The sequence below is a fragment of the Muriicola soli genome (assembly GCF_004139715.1).
Taxonomy (GTDB): domain Bacteria; phylum Bacteroidota; class Bacteroidia; order Flavobacteriales; family Flavobacteriaceae; genus Muriicola; species Muriicola soli.
The window spans coordinates 2,712,363-2,729,862 of sequence record NZ_CP035544.1 but is presented as its reverse complement, the minus strand read 5'-3'; the positions used below and the strand labels follow the sequence as shown (position 1 = coordinate 2,729,862).

Below are 17,500 nucleotides of genomic sequence, written 5' to 3'. Positions count from 1 at the left end.
CTGAATATTAACAATTAACTACAACTAAAATGGCATTTGAACTACCAAGATTACCCTATGCATACGACGCTCTTGAGCCTAGTATCGATGCGAGGACCATGGAAATACATCATACGAAACACCATAACGGATATACTTCTAAACTCAACGCAGCTATTGAAGGAACTCCGCTTGAGGGAAAAGGGATTACCGAGATCCTTAAAGGACTTGACATGAGCAATAAAGCCGTGCGGAACAACGGTGGAGGATATTACAATCACTCCCTCTTCTGGGAGATTATGGGCCCGGATGCCGGAGGAAATCCTTCGGGTGAGCTGGCGAAGGCTATAAACGATGCATTCGGTTCGTTTGATGGGTTCAAAGATAAATTCAGTTCAGCAGCAGGTAGCCAATTTGGCTCAGGCTGGGCCTGGCTCTGTGTGCATAAAGGCGGCAAGGTCGAGATCTGTTCTACCCCTAATCAGGATAACCCAATTATGCCCAACACGGGTTGCGGAGGTACTCCCATCCTTGGATTAGACGTTTGGGAACACGCTTACTATCTGAATTATCAGAACAGACGACCCGACTATATCAACGCTTTTTTCCAGGTAATCAATTGGAATAAGGTCGCTGAAAATTACCAGGCGCACAAATAGATAATTACAGAAAGAAAAAGAAAATCCGCAGCTTTTAAGTTGCGGATTTTTTTGTTTGGAGATGAATGCTGATCATAGAAAAGGGCGGAGAAGCCTCCACCCTTTTCGTCCCAAATCTTACCATAAACTTAACCTACTTATGCTATGGCACCACTAAATTACTGGTATTGTGAGAAATAACAAAGAAAATTAAAGAAATTTTGGACAAGACTGTGAGACAGAATAAACTGACATGGCGGATAAAAAATGGCAAAAGAAGGTAAATCTTTGATTATCAGAAATAAAAAAGGCAGGACGAATCCTGCCTTTTTTCCCCAAATCTTACCATGAACTTAACCTACTTATGCTATGGTTCTTCAAATGTAAAGGAAGCGGTTGCCTAAGAAAAAGGTTTTGGATAAACGTCTTTTTAATTGGTTGAAATACCGTTTGTGTGCAGGAGTAGAGAATACGGTTAGGAATTGGACTACAAATATGATCTTACATTCTTTGTTCGGGAAACTCTTGCAGAGCAATATAAAAATGATGAACCTTATCTTGACTATCTATTTCGGCAGATAGCCGGTTGATCAAGAGAGATCCTTTATCGCTTTGAATTAAAAGTCCTGTGAGTCACCCTTTTAGGAGTAGTATACCAAATAAAAAAGGTGGAGAAGTCTCCACCTTTTTTGCCCCAAATCTTACCATGAACTTAACCTACTTATGCTATGGCAAGTCTAATGTAACTTCGTTTGATGCTGAAAGACGATAAAGGCGATTAAATGCACATATTATCGATGAAATGCACTTAATTGTGTATTTTATCTAATGTAATGGCTAGTACGCCCTCTCATTTTTGCCTTCGTAAAAATTGATAAAGGCCTTATTTACTACTTTGTTTCCTCCTGCTGTTGGGTAGTTACCTGTAAAATACCAATCGCCCAAATTATCAGGACATGCCTGGTGAAGATTCTCTATGGTTTGATAAATTATTTTCACTTCAGCCCTGATCTCTTTAGGGGATAATAATTCTCCTATTTTGTCTGATATCTGATCGGCTGTAAAAGGAGAGTAAAATTCTTTGACATAATTGATGATCTCCTTGTCGTTCTTATGGAATTGAGCCTTGCACTTTTTGTAGATCTCATCTACAAGGGACAGGCTATTGTGTTCCTTGTGCAATTCCAGGGCAGCCTTAAAGGCGATAAAATCTTCGAGTTTCGCCATGTCAATCCCATAACAATCAGGATAGCGTATTTGTGGAGCTGAAGAAACCACGATAATTTTCTTGGGAGACAACCTGTCAAGAATACCGAGGATACTGTTTTTTAAAGTCGTTCCCCTTACTATACTGTCGTCAATTATAACAAGGTTATCATTTTTGTTCACCGAGCCATAGGTAATATCATAAACATGGGCTACCAGATCGTCCCTACTGCTGTCCTGAGTTATAAAAGTCCTTAACTTGGCATCTTTAATCGCCACTTTTTCAATTCTGGGTCTGATTTCAAGGATCTGATGCAATTCTTCACTCGAGATGCTCGAACCAATTTCGAGAATTTGTTCTTCCTTTTTTTTGTTCAGATAGTTCTGAGCCTCTTTTACCATTCCCAAAAATGAGGTTTCGGCCGTATTTGGAATATAAGAGAAGACCGTATTTTTTATGTCGTTATTTATAGCGCCCAGGATTTTGGGAAAGATCAGTTTTCCGAGTTCTTTACGTTCCTGATAGATCTCTTTGTCACTACCCCTTGAGAAATAAATACGTTCAAAAGAGCAGGCCTTTCGCTCCAATGGCTCCATTATTTTTTTAATCCCAACAGCGCCATTCTTCTTAATGATAATAGCGTGGGCAGGTTTTAATTCCTGTACGTTCTCGTATTTAACATTAAAGACCGTTTGAATTGCCGCCCGTTCTGAGGCAACTACAACGACCTCTTCGTCTTTATAGAAATAAGCCGGTCTTATGCCTGAAGGATCCCTAAGTACAAATGAATCACCGTGGCCCAGCAGTCCGGCCATAGCGTAACCCCCATCCCAATTCTTGGCTGCTTTTTTTAGAATTTTCCCCAGATTGAGTCGCTCCGCAATCAAAGGCGATGCCTCCATTTTATTATACCCTTCTTTTTTAATCTGTTTATAGAGTTTGGCAACGGCATCATCCAAAAAATGCCCGATCTTTTCCATCACCGTTACCGTGTCAGCCATCTCTTTGGGATGCTGACCCAGTTGAACCAGATTGTCAAATAACTCGTTTACATTGGTCATGTTAAAATTACCTGCCACAATGAGGTTCCGATGCATCCAGTTGTTCTGGCGAAGAAAAGGATGCACATTCTCTATGCTGTTTTTTCCAAAGGTGCCGTAACGAACATGCCCTAGCAGAACTTCACCTATATACGGGATGTAGTTCTTTTGCGCCTCCGTGTCATCAATGTATTCAGGGTTTTCTTCAAAAGCTCTGTTGATTCGATCTGTGATCTGCGCAAAAATATCCTGGATGGGTTGTGATTGTACCGACCTGACTCGACTCATATACCGCTGGCCGGGTTGAACATCGAGCTTTATACTGGCAAAACCAGCCCCGTCCTGTCCGCGGTTGTGCTGCTTTTCCATCATGAGGTACATTTTATTAACCCCGTAAAAAGCAGACCCGTACTTTTTCTTGTAGTAATCGAGGGGTTTTAATAGTCTGATCAGGGAAATACCACACTCGTGTTTAATGGCGTCACTCATAATTCATCTCATAAAAAAAGCCCCGGGTAGGCAGGGCATTATCTCAACTCAATATCAAATTGGGTTAACTGTTTAAATTGATTTAACCTTCGATCTACCTCTTCTTTTGAAAGGTCTTGCATACGTTCTGTTCCAAACTTTTCCACGCAAAATGAAGCAAGATTTGCCCCTTGTATTACTGCATTCCTAAGGTTGTTGAAAGAGACATTTTCAGTCTCAGCCAGGTAGCCCGTAAAGCCTCCTGCAAAAGTATCCCCTGCTCCTGTAGGGTCGAATACTTCTTCCAGCGGTAAAGCCGGTGCAAAAAATACTTCGCCGTTGTGGAAGAGCAATGCCCCATTCTCTCCTTTTTTAATAACCACATATTTTGGGCCCATTTCATGGATTTTCTGTGCGGCCTTAACCAGGGAGAATTCATTTGATAGTTGCCGTGCTTCCTCGTCATTGATGGTGATAACATCGGTCTTGCTGATCACCTGCATCAACTCACTCAGGGTATTATTCATCCAGAAATTCATAGTATCCAGAACGATCAATTTGGGTTCTGTCTGCATCTGCTCAATCGCACTCAATTGTACTGAAGGATGAAGGTTTCCCAGCATAAGTACGTCGGCGTCTTTGAATTCAGGAGGGACAACAGGCTTGAAATCGGCAAGTACATTGAGCTCGGTAGCCAGAGTATCCCTGCTGTTGAGATCATTGCGGTATTTACCACTCCAGAAGAAGGTCTTGCCATTTTTAACGATCTCAATTCCGGATATATCTATCCCCTTATTTTTTAGTAAGTCCAGGTATTCCTGCGGGAAGTCGTCCCCTACAATAGATACAATCGCCGATTTGGCCTTAAATTGCGCTGCAGCCAGGCCGATAAAAGTAGCCGCACCCCCCAAAATTTTATCGGTTTTCCCGAAAGGGGTTTCAATTGCATCAAAGGCAACCGTTCCTAAAATTAAAAGCTTACCCATAAATACCGTTCAAATTCGATGCAAATATACGCTTTTGTTATTGCTCTGAAACCCCAGTGAAATCGAAAATCAAATGGATTTATTTTCGGCCAAAATCGGCAGGTATTTCTCCCCAGGCAGCAGTTTCCCACTTTACAACAGGTGTTTTGTAGGAATTTTTCTCCAACCATTTTACGGCGCGTTCTACGAGATCGAATAATTCTCTGTTTTTAGCATTGGGCTGAAGCTTTGTATTGCATTTCTTTTTCCTTACCCAGCTCATAGCTGTTCTTGAATCTGAATACAGGACACGGTCTGAATTTCTTTCTTTTAAAAAGGCCAGACCGTGAACGATGGCCAGAAATTCTCCGATATTGTTTGTCCCTTCAGGGAAGGGTCCCTGCTTAAACAACTGCTTTTTTGTGCTGGTGTCTACACCCCGGTATTCCATTACACCGGGATTCCCGCTCGAAGCCGCATCCACAGAGATGGAATGCATGTTTGGGTCTCCTATTTTTAATAATTCTGCAGCAGATAAACCCGGTTCTTTCTTCTTTTTACCTTTATAGAGAGCGTAAGAGCTATTATATGCCTTTCTCGCCTCCTCCAACGTTGGAAAGGACATGTATTGTGCTCCTTTTGTTCCTGAAATCTGTTTTTTGCAATCCTCCCAAGTCTCATAAACCCCGGGAACCTTACCCTTCCAAACCACGTAAAACTTGCTTTTTTTAGCCATTAGTTTTCGGTTAAAACGGCCTCAATTATTCGGGGATAATGAAGGTGTTCCAGTTCTTGAACTTTTCTGGCAATCTCATCTTCTGAATCTGAAGAAGCAATACTCACGCTACGCTGTTCAATAATCGCACCTTCGTCATAATGGTCATTTACGTAATGTACAGTGATCCCCGATTCTTTTTCTTTATTCGCCTTTACTTCCCGGTGCACGTGTTTCCCGTACATGCCTTTTCCGCCGTATTTAGGAAGTAGTGCCGGATGGATATTAATGATTTTTTCGGGAAAGTCAGCGACCATTTCTGAAGGGATTTTCCTTAGAAATCCGGCCAGGACTATAAGATCGGGCTTAAGGTTTTTGAGAATCTGTAATAGTATGGAACCATTTTTAAAAGCAGGCCCATTAAAGGAGAATGCCGGTACACCCATGGCATTACATCGATCGATAACAAAAGCATCTCGCTTGTTGGTAAAAACACAGGAAACCGCGATCGCGCTATGGCCTTCGAAATACTTAACAATGTTTTCGACATTGGTGCCAGAACCCGAGGCAAATAAGATGATGTGCTTCATATAGTGATCTGCGATGGAACGAGTGCGATTCTCCTGCCCTTGTTTGTAAAGATGATGAAAGGACAGGCATTGCCTTCATTAATGGTGGGAGACCAATCAAGTCCCCGAAATTTCTGATGCTAAAGTAATATACTTGCCATTAATTTTCTTAAATTACCCGACAAATTGGCGTTGAATGGTGTATTTCCACCAAAGTTTTTTATTTTTGCCAACAATTAAAAATTAAAACCAAAAAAATTATGTCAGACATTGCATCAAGAGTTAAGGCAATCATCGTTGATAAGTTAGGGGTGGATGAAAACGAAGTAGTGGCAGAAGCTAGCTTCACCAACGATCTGGGGGCAGATTCCTTGGATACTGTTGAGTTGATAATGGAATTTGAAAAGGAGTTTGATATCCAGATTCCGGATGATCAAGCAGAAAATATTGCAACCGTCGGCCAGGCTATCAGCTATATTGAAGAGGCCAAATAAGTAATGATATCAGGAACATGATGTAAATTATCCATGTGGTCATCACGCTGCATGGATATTTTTTTTAAATTTCACACGGTATACGTACATCTGAAACAAAAATTGGTTCCATGGAGTTAAAAAGAGTAGTTGTTACCGGACTAGGTGCCTTGACACCTATTGGGAATACCTTAGATCAATATTGGGAAGGACTTAAATCGGGGAAGAGTGGCTCTGCCCCTATCACGTATTACGATACCGAAAAATTCAAGACAAAATTCGCTTGTGAGATCAAGGATTTCGATGCTCAGAATTACTTTGACCGGAAAGAAGCCAGAAAATTAGACCGTTTTGCTCAATATGCCCTTGTCTCATCCGATGAGGCTATTTTAGATTCCGGACTCGACCTCAATAAGATCGATAAATTCAGGGTAGGTGTCATCTGGGGAGCTGGAATAGGAGGACTTGAAACTTTCCAGAATGAGGTAATGGACTTTGCCAAAGGCGATGGGACACCGAGGTTTAACCCCTTCTTTATACCAAAGATGATTGCAGATATAGCCCTGGAAATATCTCAATAAAGCACGGATTTATGGGGCCAAATTACACTACGGTATCGGCCTGTGCCTCCTCTGCCAACGCTATGATTGACGCCTTAAACTACATCAGGCTCGGCAATTGCGATGTGGTGGTTACCGGAGGAAGTGAAGCCGCAGTAACCATGGCGGGAATGGGTGGATTTAATGCCATGCATGCCCTTTCAACAAGAAATGACAGCCCCGAAACGGCTTCGAGACCCTTTGATGCTACAAGAGATGGCTTTGTATTGGGAGAAGGTGCCGGTGCCCTTATTCTCGAGGAATACGAACACGCAAAAGCAAGGGGAGCAAAGATCTATGCAGAAGTAGCAGGTGGGGGAATGTCTAGTGACGCTTATCATATGACTGCCCCTCATCCGGACGGAATAGGTGTAGTAAAGGTAATGGAGAATTGCCTGCGTGATGCAGGTATGAAACCGGAAGATGTAGATGCCATTAATACCCATGGTACCTCAACACCCCTGGGTGATGTAGCCGAATTAAAGGCTATTTCTCAGGTGTTTGGTGAGCACGCTCCAAACATTAATATTAATTCTACAAAGTCAATGACAGGGCATCTGTTAGGTGCCGCAGGGGCTATCGAAGCCATTGCATCGATTTTAGCCATGAAGCACAGTCTGGTGCCACCCACGATAAATCACTCTACCGTTGACGAGAATATCGATCCGAAATTAAATCTTACACTCAACAAGGCCCAGCCAAGAGACGTATCTGTAGCCATGAGTAATACCTTTGGATTTGGCGGTCACAACGCTTGTGTAATCTTTAAAAAAATAAGCTAAAGACCGAATGAATTTTCCCTCAAATATTTTCAATTCCCATTCCAATAAGGATGGGGATTTTTTTTTAGGGATGACCAGGATACTGGGCTTTAAACCAAAAGATCTCAAGATTTATAAAAAAGCTTTTCTCCATCGCTCTGCCAATCAGAGGGATAAAAAAGGAAACCCCATGAATTATGAGCGTCTCGAATTTCTGGGAGACGCAATGCTGGGGACGATCATCTCAAAACACCTTTACAATGAAGTGCCAGGCGGAGATGAGGGCTACCTAACCAAGATGAGATCAAAGATCGTGAGCAGAAAACACCTCAATGAATTGGGAAAAGACCTCGACCTTATTTACTATGTGGAGAGCAAGATTCCCAAATCGCATTTTGGCGACAATATCCATGGAAATGTATTTGAGGCCCTGGTTGGGGCTATTTACCTGGACAGGGGATATAAGTATTGCGAAAAATTTATTCAGGAAAGAGTTATAGAACCCTATGTAGACATTGAACAATTGGAAGGGAAAGTGATCAGTTACAAGAGCTTACTCATCGAATGGTGTCAGAAACAAAAAAAGGAATTCAAATATAATGTCTACGAAGACGATGGGAAAGATCCTCTTAAACACTTTGCCGTAAAATTCAGTATCAATGGGAAACTAGTAGCAAAAGCTCGGGCTACTTCCAAAAAAAAGGCGGAGGAAAAAGCCTCAAAACGAGCATTTTTTGCTTTGCAACACAAAATAGAGAACTCCTGATCGGTTTACGCAAAGGTTTGCGTTGGCATTTATACCCGATTGAAGCCCACTAACTAGGCATGTAACGTTATAAATTATATATTTACATCTTAGGCTTTTTAATATGGGCAAGCATGCAGATATTGGAAGAATCTTATGAAGAGGAGTTTGCGCTGGTAGGCATTTATACTAATCTGGAAGATTATGCCCTCGCATATGCTTTGAATGAATCACTGAGATTGCATTTGCGAAAGGCTGAGACCGATCTGGTATTTTCATCTGAGGTTATTTATCCTTATTTTGAGTGGAAGGATGAAATGTATGACAGAGAATGGTCTTTACTGATCAATTCCTGTATCACAACCCATCAGAGTGCATCGGGAAATCTATTCCCTGAAGAACCGAGTTTTTCGAATCATCTATTGGTACCGGAATACAAAGAGGTAAACTTCCTTCTAAAAGTAGAGCCGGAAGCACTGGATGCTGAATTGCTTCTGAAAATTAAGTCCATCCCAAAAGTGATTGCCGCTTATGTTATTGAGACCACAAAATTGAAGTCGAAGCACAATTTAATATTTTAGAGGAATGCCGAATAAGAAGAAGACAAAGATTGTAGCTACCCTTGGCCCTGCGACCAGCGACAAAGAAACGCTGAAAAACATGATTGCTGCAGGGGTAGACGTTTTCCGTATCAATTTCTCGCATGCTGATTACGAGGATGTAAAAAAGCGAATTGAGACCATTCGTGAACTCAATGAAGAGTTGGGAATTTATACGGCTATACTGGCCGACTTGCAAGGACCAAAACTCAGGGTTGGGGTCATGGCCGGAGAAGTCGTTGTAGCTCCCGGAGATGAGATTACTTTTATAACAGGAAAAGCCTTTGAAGGGAATGCTGAAAAGGTGTATATGAATTACGCCGAGTTTCCCAGGGACGTTAATCCCGGGGAAAAGATCTTGCTCGATGACGGAAAACTGATGTTTGAAGTGCTTTCTACGAATAAGAAAGATGAGGTAAGGGCAAAAGTAATTCAGGGTGGACCCTTAAAATCGAAAAAAGGAGTTAACCTCCCCAATACCAATATCTCACTACCGGCACTGACTAAAAAGGATGTCAAGGATGCCATCTTTGCGATTTCCCAGGATGTAGACTGGATAGCGCTCAGCTTTGTGCGATTTAGCCAGGATCTGATCGATTTACAAAATCTTATCGAAGAACACTCGGAGCATAAAATTCCGATCATCGCCAAAATTGAAAAGCCCGAAGCTGTAGAAAATATCGACAAAATTGTTTCGTACTGTGATGGTTTGATGGTCGCCCGTGGTGACCTTGGTGTGGAAGTGCCCGCCCAGGAAGTACCACTTATTCAGAAGACGCTCGTTCTACGCGCAAAAAGGGCCAGGATACCTGTGATTATTGCCACCCAGATGATGGAAACTATGATCACAAGTCTAACACCTACACGAGCAGAGGTCAACGATGTTGCGAACTCAGTTATGGATGGCGCAGACGCCGTGATGCTTTCAGGGGAGACCTCTGTGGGGAATTATCCCGTTCAGGTCATTGAAAAAATGTGCAGTATTCTGCAAAGCGTTGAAAGCTCTGAACTTATCAAAGTACCCCAGGAACCACCGCATATAAGAACAAAGCGTTACATCACAAAAGCCGTGTGCTTCCACGCTGCTACCATGGCGAACGAGATAAAGGCAAAAGCGATTTCAACCCTTACCAATAGTGGATATACTGCTTTTCAGATTTCAGCTTGGAGGCCCAGCGCCCATATTCTTGTTTTTACCTCCAACAAACGAATCCTGACACAGCTAAATCTCCTTTGGGGAGTAAAAGCCTTTTATTACGATAAATTCGTTTCCACGGATGAGACTATTGAAGACGTAAACAAGATTGCCTGTCAGAAAGGGTTTCTTGAAGCCGGAGATATGCTTATCAGCCTGGCTGCTATGCCTATTAAAGCAAAGGGAATGGTGAATACGCTACGGGTAACCGAAATAGAATCTTGTAATTTCTAAAGCTCAAATTTGAGCTGAACAGATACTGCTTTTTCATCTTCTACTTTTGTTCCTGCTCCCTTTAAATTGGAGAGGGATATTCCCAGCAGTCGCACTGAATTATCCAAAGGCTGCTGGTATAAAAGCTCTAGTGCGGATTCTAAGATCAACTCCCTGTCTGAAACAAAATAGGGAAGGGTCTTACTCCTGGTCTGCAAGGTAAAATCGCTATACTTGATTTTCAAGGTGATCGTTTTACCTGCCATTTTAGATTTCGATATTCTTTTTGAGAGCTCCACGGCAATATGCTCTAGTTTTTCTTTCATAAATACTTCACTACTCAGATTCTCACCAAAAGTACGCTCGGCACCCAGTGATTTTGGTATGCGGTGCGACTTTACTTCACTGTGGTGAATCCCGCGAACTACCTGGTAGTAGAACATTCCGCTCTTGCCGAAATGCTCTTCCAGAAATTCTAGGCTTTTACTTTTAAGATCGAGTCCGGTAAAAATCCCGAACTGATACATTTTATCAGCGGTTACCTTCCCAACACCGTAAAACTTACGGATATCGAGATTCTCCAGAAACGGGATGACCTCCTCTGGATTTACAGTTTTTTGCCCGTCAGGTTTGTTGACATCACTGGCTACTTTTGCGATGAATTTGTTAATGGATATTCCAGCTGAGGCTTTTAATCCCAGTTCTGAAAAAATCCGATTCCTGATTTCCTGAGCGATGAGAGACGCAGAAGGGTTTCCCACCTTGTTATTAGTAACATCGAGATAGGCTTCGTCTAGTGATAAGGGCTCAACCAGGTCTGTGTACTCGAAAAAAATAGAACGGATCTGTTGGGAAATTTCCTTGTATCGATCAAATCGAGGTTTTACAAATATAAGTTCCGGGCACAATTTTTTTGCCAGGGCACCACTCATCGCGCTGCGAACACCATATTTTCGGGCTTCATAGCTCGCAGCAGCAACGACGCCTCTTTTTGATCCACCGCCAACTGCCAATGGCTTCCGGGAGAGTTCAGGATCATCCAATTGTTCTACAGAAGCGTAAAAGGCATCCATATCAACATGGATTATTTTCCTGATGGGGAAATCGTAGGGCATAAACAAATTTAAGTTATATCTTAGATTTATGGACCAGCCCGAAAAATCGGCAATTGTTCTGGGAGCAACTGGCCTCACCGGGGGAATACTCCTAAAAGAACTCCTTCAAGACCCCAGATATACGAGGATTGTGGTATTTTCCCGTTCCACCGCGGGAATTCAGCATCCCAAGTACGAGGAATACCTGGGCGACCTTTTCTCCCTTTCAGAATTCTCCGCCAAATTCAAGGCAGATGAGGTGTACTGTTGTATAGGCACTACCAAAGCCAAGACTCCTGATAAGGAAAAATACAGGAAGATAGATCTAGGTATCCCTCTGGATGCTGCTCAACTCTGCGTCCAAAACAAAATTGACACATTTATCGTTATGTCCTCTTTGGGTGCAAATCCTAAAAGTTCGGTCTTTTACAGCAGGGTAAAAGGCGAAATGGAAGAGGCTGTATTGCAATTGGGACTACCCAAAACCCATATCCTTCAACCTTCACTAATTTCTGGAGAAAGAGAGGAAAGCCGCAAAATGGAGAAGCTGGCAAAAACATTGTTCTCTATTCTAAATGTATTGCTGATAGGTCCCTTAAAAAAATATCGATCTGTTCGGGCAAAAGATATAGCCAAGGCAATGATCTGGTTGGCCAATAACAAATATGGGCAGGAGAGAATCACCTCGGATAAAATAACACAGCTGGCTAATGCTTGAGATTGAAAGGAAATTTTTGGTGAAATCTGATACTTATCGCAAAGAAGCTTATGATCAGATAGAGATCATCCAGGGCTTCCTCAATACGGATCCCGAAAGAACCGTAAGAGTCAGGCGTACCGGCACAAAAGGCTATATCACAGTTAAAGGCCTTACAGATAGTGATGGTACTACCCGTTTTGAATGGGAACGTGAAATCCCGCATCAGGAAGCGAGCCGGCTGTTGGAGATTTGTGAAAAAGGAGTAATCCGGAAAATGCGTTACCTTGTAAAAAGCGGAAAACACCTGTTTGAAGTCGATGAGTTTTACGATGAAAATGAAGGCCTGGTAATTGCTGAAATAGAACTGCAAAAAGTGAATGAAACCTTTGTTAAACCTTCCTGGTTGGGAATTGAGGTTACAGGCAATCCAAAATATTACAATTCTCAACTCAGTATAAATCCATATCAGTCATGGCGAAAAAAGTAATTATATCGATTTTGACCTTTGTTTTTATTATTGCCTCAGGCTGTGTCCGGACAAATAAGAAAGCAGCTCAGGAAGCGGAAGAAAACAACACGGAATCCCGCATATCTGCAGCCCAACAGAAGGCAGACCTGCTTAAAAAAGGTTTTGAGATCTTTGATTACGTTGATCCTGAAACTGCAGATACGGTCCTGATGCAGCAGTACTATATCGCCTTTTTAAAAAGAGGACCTAATCGCTCTCAGAATAAGAAGGAAGCAGACAGTTTACAAACCTTGCACCTTGAGCACCTTGGGAAGATGTACGAGTTGGGATATGCTGATATTTCAGGGCCTTTCGGAGACGATGGGGAGATCAGGGGGATTACCATCTATAACACCCCAAACATAGAAATGGCCGATAGTCTTGCCAACCTGGACCCTATGGTTAAGGCAGGCCGACTTACAATTGAGATGCACCCTTGGTGGGCTGCAAAGGGATTTCCACTTCGATAAAGTTAGAAGGCACTTTTAAATTGTTCCAGGAAACGCAGGTCGTTCTCACTGAGGAGACGAATGTCGGAAATCTGATGGAGCAGGAGTGCAATTCTGTCGATCCCCATCCCAAAGGCAAAGCCTGAATATTCTTTGGGATCAATCCCGCAATTCTCAAGGACATTGGGATCAACCATTCCGCATCCCATAATCTCTAGCCAGCCGGTTCCTTTGGTCATTCGGTAGTCTGTTTCTGTTTCCAACCCCCAGTAAACATCTACTTCAGCACTTGGTTCTGTAAAGGGGAAATAGGAAGGCCTGAGTCTGATTTTCGACTTCCCGAAAAGCTCAGTAGTGAAGAACTGTAGCGTCTGTTTTAAGTCTGCGAAAGAGACATCCTTGTCTATGTACAAGCCTTCTACCTGATGGAAAAAACAATGAGAACGAGCCGAAATGGCTTCATTTCTATAGACCCTCCCAGGAGAAATGGTCCTTATGGGGGGTTTGTTATTTTCCATGTATCGTACCTGAACCGAGGAAGTGTGGGTGCGGAGCAGCAGGTCAGGATCGGTCTGAATAAAAAAAGTATCCTGCATATCCCTGGCCGGGTGGTGTTCGGGCAGATTAAGAGCAGTAAAATTATGCCAGTCGTCTTCTATTTCAGGACCTTCTGATACGTTGAATCCTATTCGACTGAAAATATCAATGATTTGGTTCTTTACGATGGAGATGGGATGTCTTGAACCTAGCTCCAAAGGCTCTCCGGGACGTGTAAGATCACCATTTACAGATTTCTCATCCCCTTTTTCTTCTAATGTCTCTTTGAGGGTACTCACTTTTTCGGCAGCGAGTACTTTGAGTTTATTAATGGTCTTTCCAAATTCTTTTTTCTGATCATTCGGAACATTCTTGAATTCCTTAAAAAATTCATTCAAAAGCCCTTTCTTTCCTAAATATTTAATTCGGAATGACTCTATCTCCTGCACAGAAGTTGCTGAAAATTTTTCGACCTGGACTATATGTTCTTTTATCGTATCGATCATCGTATTCGGCTATAATTCGCAAATTTAAGGGTTTTCCGCTATCATAAAAGCAATTCTAATAGCCAATTACAAAGGAGAGTACTTTCTAGGCTTCTATTTTATTATGGATATCTCTAACATTTTTCTTGATCCATTTCAAACATTCCTCGAAATTATCAAATATATAATCCTCAGAAATCAGGTCTGGTATAATATCTACACGTTCCATCATGTATCGGGGTTGCCTCAATACATCTACAAAGAGAACCCTTATGTCCGATTTACGTAAATCTATAAGGATATCTTCCAACGTATACAATCCGGACTGGTCCATATACTGCATACGGTCCATTCTAATGATGACTGTTGATGCCGTTCTCGGAATTTGATCTGCCAGTTGTTGAAATTCATTGGTAGACCCAAAGAACAGCGGTCCTTTAATATGCTTAATAAATACTTCTTCTTTTAAGTTTCTTGGAAAATCTGCTTCATCTTCCCAGCCCTCCTCTTTTACCATAGCCTTTACGTCTGATCTTTCAGCAGTAAGATCGCCCATCTTTTTCATAAACATCAAGGAGGCAATCACGAGTCCAACCCCTACTGCATAAACCAGGTTCCAGGTGGAAGACAGTATAAGAACGACTAGCATAATTATAACCTCAGAACTGAACTTAATAGGTCCCAAATTCAAATCTTTTGGCAAGCTGGGAATGGCCTTTAAACCCTTATAATCCATTACAGCTATACCCACGGTGACCAAAATTCCTGCAAGAACAGCGGCCGGAATTTGAGAAGCAACAGGCCCTAGGGCCAATAAGATAATTAGCAATAGTATCCCGGCGATCATCCCTGAGAGTTTAGTTTTCCCTCCGGAGTTGATGTTTACTACGGTACGAATAGTGGCTCCGGCTCCCGGAATTCCTCCAAATATAGCAGCTATACTGTTTCCGATACCTTGTCCAACCAATTCCTTATTAGGCTTGTGTTTTGTCTTGGTCATGTTATCCGCAACAACCGAAGTCAGAAGGGAGTCAATGGCTCCTAAGAGCGCCAAGGTCAATGCTGTAAAAACATAGGGTGTTATGGAACTTATTTTAAACTCGGAAAAAATGCTAAGATTGGGCGTAGGGAAACCACTTGGAATCTGCTCTATGGGACGGTAGTCCAATCCAAAACCATAAGCCACTCCAGAAACAACGATTAAAGCGACCAAAGCACTGGGTATCAAAGTCGTAATTCGCTTAAAACCATAAATGATGAAGATAGTTGAAAGGGCCAAAATGAATTCTAGCCAATTGATATTTTTAATGGCCCTGGGCAACACCTTAATAGAACCGATTACGCCTGACGCATTAGTATTAGCAAGGATTTGAGCTTCTTTGAGTATATCTTTATCGGTAATGGTACCGGCTCTTTTAATGGTTTCCTCAAAATCTTCGAGTACTAAAATACCTTCTCCCGCCTCTTCTTTTAAGATATTTTCCAGGATTAGCTCTTCGGCCATTGGTTTAAATTCAATTACAAAATCTTCGTCTTCTTTAGGATAATAACCAATAGCAGGTAAAAGCTGTGTAACTAAAATAATGACACCGATAGCGGTCATAAAGCCTGATACTACTGGATATGGTATATATCGGATATATTTGCCAATTCCCATGAGTCCAAGTCCAATTTGCATAAGTCCAGCTAAAAAAAATACGACAAGGATTGCGGGTATTGCTTTTTCCAAGCTTCCATCATTTGCAGCAATGATTCCTGCGATAACTACCATGCTCACCGCAGTCATAGGAGCTGTTGGGCCAGAAATCTGGGTATTAGTACCACCGAACAGGGCTGCAAAAAAACTAATAAATATAGCTCCATATAGTCCGGCACTGGGCCCCATTCCGGAACTCACCCCAAAAGCGAGTGCCAGGGGAAGGGCTACGATACCAGCGGTAATTCCTCCGAAGAGATCGCCTTTCAGGTTGGAGAAAAGGTTGTTCATAGTGATTGGTATTCAAAATATTAAGATAAAATATTTTGGTAATAAAAAAAGCCAATGGAAACCATTGGCTTTCCATTATCAGTTTTCCTTTCAATCCATAAAAGTAACCTTTCCATTATTGATGTCGTACATGGCTCCAATAATCTTAATAACTTCATTATCTTCCATTTCTTTAAGAACCGGACTAAGACTTCGAGTATTCTCGATAGTTAGTTCCACGTTTTTTCGGGCAACTGCATTAACAAAATCGATGTTTTTTGAATTTCTCAAACTGCTATCGGAAGGTTCGGCAACTGCTGCTACCGCAGGTTTTATTTTATGAAGCAAGGTGGTTAAATTCCCTAGTTTAGCGTCGTCACATGCCCCTTTGACTGCACCACAAGCAGTATGACCAAGTATTACAAGAACTTTTGTTCCGGCTATTTTACAGGCAAATTCAAGGCTACCCAACAAATCTTCATTCACGATATTTCCGGCAATTCTTGCGCTAAAAATATCCCCGACTCCCTGATCAAAGATCAGCTCGGCAGAAACTCTGGAATCTATGCAACTCAATATTGTGGCAAATGGATATTGTCCTGATGCGGTGTAATTCACCTGTTCTAATAGGTCACGATCTGCATTTTTATTTTCAACAAATCTTTTATTGCCTTCTTTTAATAACGTTATGGCTATATCTGGTGTAATTTCGGCCTGTGTATCTTTTGTATGTGCTTTCATCATTATTTATTTTAATTGTGGTTAGGGATATTTTTATTTAGCTGTGATCAAAAGGGGGACATTGAGCTTACTAATGGCACTAGTGATGTCTAACGGTATTAATTTCTTCGCGTTATCCGAATCTTTCTGCCCCCTATCGATCGATAATAGACTTATGTTATTTTTTGATAGGTAGTTAGATAGGTTCCTGATTGTACCATCGTTTTGTTCAAATACATATTCTATTGTATCATCATCTATAGCTTTTGATACTTCTTTTACAGAAGTAGAATTTTTGATGATCTTAAACGATTTCACGGGTTTTTGGATATGTTTAGTCAAATCTTCGGCAAAAGCAAAATTTAAGAATGGTTTCGAATTATTAAGCATGCCGAGAGAAATTTCTTCGTTTGGCAATAGCATATCATTATCTGTAGTTATTAGAACTACACCGTCATGGATATTTAAGACAAACTCGGTAATACTATCCCCGATCAATTTAAAAGGTTTCGATTTTCGTTTCCCCAGAACTATAATATCGGGTCGTCGTTTTTTAATATAGGCACTAATTTCATTTTTTACATTACCGAACACAAACGAATAAGGTATCTTCATACCGGAATCCTTTTCAATAGGGGTAATCAAATTTTGAATTTTCTTATCTACCGTTTTATGCTTTGAATTAATTGTGCGCATAGCAGATAATTGATTTTCACTGGCTACGATTTCTGAAGGTTTTTTAACATGGAATACTTCAATCTCGCCATTGATCATTTTAGCCATGCCCACAGTGCCTTTTAACATTGTACTTAAAGATCTTTTCAAATCTGTAAGCACTAAAAATTTGTATATCTTTTTATTAGAATTCATATTTT

Annotated in this window: 17 protein-coding genes and 1 pseudogene; 9 read left to right on the top strand and 9 right to left on the bottom strand. The window is 41.4% G+C overall.

Annotated elements, in window-relative coordinates:
* Positions 1-29 precede the first annotated feature (29 nt).
* Positions 30-638: a superoxide dismutase gene (locus tag EQY75_RS12435; protein WP_129606336.1), complete on the top strand. Its 609-nt coding sequence runs from the start codon at positions 30-32 to the stop codon at positions 636-638.
* An 816-nt stretch (positions 639-1,454) separates the two neighbouring features.
* Here the strand turns inward: EQY75_RS12435 and EQY75_RS12430 are convergent.
* The 4 genes from EQY75_RS12430 to purN all read right to left on the bottom strand — a co-directional run bounded on the left by EQY75_RS12430 (position 1,455) and on the right by purN (position 5,602).
* Positions 1,455-3,353: an amidophosphoribosyltransferase gene (locus EQY75_RS12430; RefSeq protein WP_129606334.1), complete on the bottom strand. Its 1,899-nt coding sequence runs from the start codon at positions 3,351-3,353 to the stop codon at positions 1,455-1,457.
* Between the two features lie 38 nt (positions 3,354-3,391).
* Entirely contained in the window at positions 3,392-4,318 is a 927-nt protein-coding gene (locus EQY75_RS12425) for a PfkB family carbohydrate kinase (RefSeq protein WP_129606332.1), read from the bottom strand.
* Between the two features lie 79 nt (positions 4,319-4,397).
* The gene (locus tag EQY75_RS12420) at positions 4,398-5,033 is read right to left on the bottom strand and encodes a ribonuclease H1 domain-containing protein (RefSeq protein WP_129606330.1); all 636 of its coding nucleotides are present in this window, start codon (positions 5,031-5,033) and stop codon (positions 4,398-4,400) included.
* Positions 5,033-5,602, bottom strand: coding sequence for a phosphoribosylglycinamide formyltransferase (gene purN / locus EQY75_RS12415; RefSeq protein ID WP_129606328.1), 570 nt, complete (start codon positions 5,600-5,602; stop codon positions 5,033-5,035). Before purN ends, EQY75_RS12420 begins: the two co-directional genes overlap by 1 nt.
* 239 nt (positions 5,603-5,841) lie before the next feature.
* Here purN and EQY75_RS12410 point away from each other — a divergent pair, with 239 nt between their 5' ends.
* The 5 genes and pseudogenes from EQY75_RS12410 (at position 5,842) to pyk (ending at position 10,187) form a co-directional block, all read left to right on the top strand.
* Positions 5,842-6,075, top strand: coding sequence for an acyl carrier protein (locus EQY75_RS12410; RefSeq protein WP_009778413.1), 234 nt, complete (start codon positions 5,842-5,844; stop codon positions 6,073-6,075).
* 110 nt (positions 6,076-6,185) lie between these two features.
* A pseudogene (fabF, locus tag EQY75_RS12405) lies at positions 6,186-7,435 on the top strand (beta-ketoacyl-ACP synthase II).
* Positions 7,436-7,442: 7 nt separating this feature from the next.
* The gene (gene rnc, locus EQY75_RS12400) at positions 7,443-8,180 is read left to right on the top strand and encodes a ribonuclease III (protein ID WP_129606326.1); all 738 of its coding nucleotides are present in this window, start codon (positions 7,443-7,445) and stop codon (positions 8,178-8,180) included.
* A 113-nt stretch (positions 8,181-8,293) separates the two neighbouring features.
* The gene (locus tag EQY75_RS12395) at positions 8,294-8,740 is read left to right on the top strand and encodes an IPExxxVDY family protein (protein WP_129606324.1); all 447 of its coding nucleotides are present in this window, start codon (positions 8,294-8,296) and stop codon (positions 8,738-8,740) included.
* A gap of 4 nt (positions 8,741-8,744) precedes the next feature.
* The gene (pyk, locus tag EQY75_RS12390; RefSeq protein ID WP_129606322.1) at positions 8,745-10,187 is read left to right on the top strand and encodes a pyruvate kinase; all 1,443 of its coding nucleotides are present in this window, start codon (positions 8,745-8,747) and stop codon (positions 10,185-10,187) included.
* Here pyk and dinB read toward each other — a convergent pair.
* Positions 10,184-11,281 (bottom strand): DNA polymerase IV, encoded by a 1,098-nt coding sequence (gene dinB / locus EQY75_RS12385; RefSeq protein ID WP_129606320.1) that lies wholly within the window; start codon positions 11,279-11,281, stop codon positions 10,184-10,186. The genes pyk and dinB overlap by 4 nt on opposite strands.
* Before the next feature lie 28 nt (positions 11,282-11,309).
* Here dinB and EQY75_RS12380 point away from each other — a divergent pair, with 28 nt between their 5' ends.
* Genes EQY75_RS12380 through EQY75_RS12370 form a run of 3 tightly spaced genes read left to right on the top strand, consistent with a single transcriptional unit; the run spans position 11,310 to position 12,938 of the window.
* Positions 11,310-11,978, top strand: a complete 669-nt coding sequence (locus tag EQY75_RS12380; RefSeq protein WP_129606318.1) for an NAD-dependent epimerase/dehydratase family protein — start codon at positions 11,310-11,312, stop codon at positions 11,976-11,978.
* On the top strand, positions 11,971-12,447 hold the full coding sequence (locus EQY75_RS12375) for a CYTH domain-containing protein (protein WP_129606316.1): 477 nt from the start codon (positions 11,971-11,973) through the stop codon (positions 12,445-12,447). The genes EQY75_RS12380 and EQY75_RS12375 overlap by 8 nt, the downstream gene beginning before the upstream one ends.
* Entirely contained in the window at positions 12,432-12,938 is a 507-nt protein-coding gene (locus EQY75_RS12370; RefSeq protein ID WP_129606314.1) for a YciI family protein, read from the top strand. Before EQY75_RS12375 ends, EQY75_RS12370 begins: the two co-directional genes overlap by 16 nt.
* 2 nt (positions 12,939-12,940) lie before the next feature.
* Here EQY75_RS12370 and pheS read toward each other — a convergent pair whose 3' ends face one another.
* The 4 genes from pheS to EQY75_RS12350 all read right to left on the bottom strand — a co-directional run bounded on the left by pheS (position 12,941) and on the right by EQY75_RS12350 (position 17,495).
* Complete coding sequence (gene pheS, locus EQY75_RS12365) at positions 12,941-13,960, bottom strand: phenylalanine--tRNA ligase subunit alpha (protein WP_129606312.1); 1,020 nt, start codon at positions 13,958-13,960, stop codon at positions 12,941-12,943.
* 85 nt (positions 13,961-14,045) lie between these two features.
* On the bottom strand, positions 14,046-15,926 hold the full coding sequence (locus EQY75_RS12360; RefSeq protein WP_129606310.1) for a SulP family inorganic anion transporter: 1,881 nt from the start codon (positions 15,924-15,926) through the stop codon (positions 14,046-14,048).
* A gap of 90 nt (positions 15,927-16,016) precedes the next feature.
* Positions 16,017-16,646, bottom strand: coding sequence for a carbonic anhydrase family protein (locus EQY75_RS12355; RefSeq protein WP_129607104.1), 630 nt, complete (start codon positions 16,644-16,646; stop codon positions 16,017-16,019).
* Between the two features lie 33 nt (positions 16,647-16,679).
* Positions 16,680-17,495, bottom strand: coding sequence for a universal stress protein (locus tag EQY75_RS12350; protein ID WP_129606309.1), 816 nt, complete (start codon positions 17,493-17,495; stop codon positions 16,680-16,682).
* Positions 17,496-17,500 lie beyond the last annotated feature (5 nt).

What these genes read in the sequence shown, in the direction of transcription:
- EQY75_RS12435 (WP_129606336.1), top strand. Translation starts at nt 30, where the DNA reads ATGGCATTTGAACTACCAAGATTACCCTATGCATACGACGCTCTTGAG.
- EQY75_RS12430 (WP_129606334.1), bottom strand. Translation starts at nt 3,353, where the DNA reads ATGAGTGACGCCATTAAACACGAGTGTGGTATTTCCCTGATCAGACTA.
- EQY75_RS12425 (WP_129606332.1), bottom strand. Translation starts at nt 4,318, where the DNA reads ATGGGTAAGCTTTTAATTTTAGGAACGGTTGCCTTTGATGCAATTGAA.
- EQY75_RS12420 (WP_129606330.1), bottom strand. Translation starts at nt 5,033, where the DNA reads ATGGCTAAAAAAAGCAAGTTTTACGTGGTTTGGAAGGGTAAGGTTCCC.
- purN (WP_129606328.1), bottom strand. Translation starts at nt 5,602, where the DNA reads ATGAAGCACATCATCTTATTTGCCTCGGGTTCTGGCACCAATGTCGAA.
- EQY75_RS12410 (WP_009778413.1), top strand. Translation starts at nt 5,842, where the DNA reads ATGTCAGACATTGCATCAAGAGTTAAGGCAATCATCGTTGATAAGTTA.
- rnc (WP_129606326.1), top strand. Translation starts at nt 7,443, where the DNA reads ATGAATTTTCCCTCAAATATTTTCAATTCCCATTCCAATAAGGATGGG.
- EQY75_RS12395 (WP_129606324.1), top strand. Translation starts at nt 8,294, where the DNA reads ATGCAGATATTGGAAGAATCTTATGAAGAGGAGTTTGCGCTGGTAGGC.
- pyk (WP_129606322.1), top strand. Translation starts at nt 8,745, where the DNA reads ATGCCGAATAAGAAGAAGACAAAGATTGTAGCTACCCTTGGCCCTGCG.
- dinB (WP_129606320.1), bottom strand. Translation starts at nt 11,281, where the DNA reads ATGCCCTACGATTTCCCCATCAGGAAAATAATCCATGTTGATATGGAT.
- EQY75_RS12380 (WP_129606318.1), top strand. Translation starts at nt 11,310, where the DNA reads ATGGACCAGCCCGAAAAATCGGCAATTGTTCTGGGAGCAACTGGCCTC.
- EQY75_RS12375 (WP_129606316.1), top strand. Translation starts at nt 11,971, where the DNA reads ATGCTTGAGATTGAAAGGAAATTTTTGGTGAAATCTGATACTTATCGC.
- EQY75_RS12370 (WP_129606314.1), top strand. Translation starts at nt 12,432, where the DNA reads ATGGCGAAAAAAGTAATTATATCGATTTTGACCTTTGTTTTTATTATT.
- pheS (WP_129606312.1), bottom strand. Translation starts at nt 13,960, where the DNA reads ATGATCGATACGATAAAAGAACATATAGTCCAGGTCGAAAAATTTTCA.
- EQY75_RS12360 (WP_129606310.1), bottom strand. Translation starts at nt 15,926, where the DNA reads ATGAACAACCTTTTCTCCAACCTGAAAGGCGATCTCTTCGGAGGAATT.
- EQY75_RS12355 (WP_129607104.1), bottom strand. Translation starts at nt 16,646, where the DNA reads ATGAAAGCACATACAAAAGATACACAGGCCGAAATTACACCAGATATA.
- EQY75_RS12350 (WP_129606309.1), bottom strand. Translation starts at nt 17,495, where the DNA reads ATGAATTCTAATAAAAAGATATACAAATTTTTAGTGCTTACAGATTTG.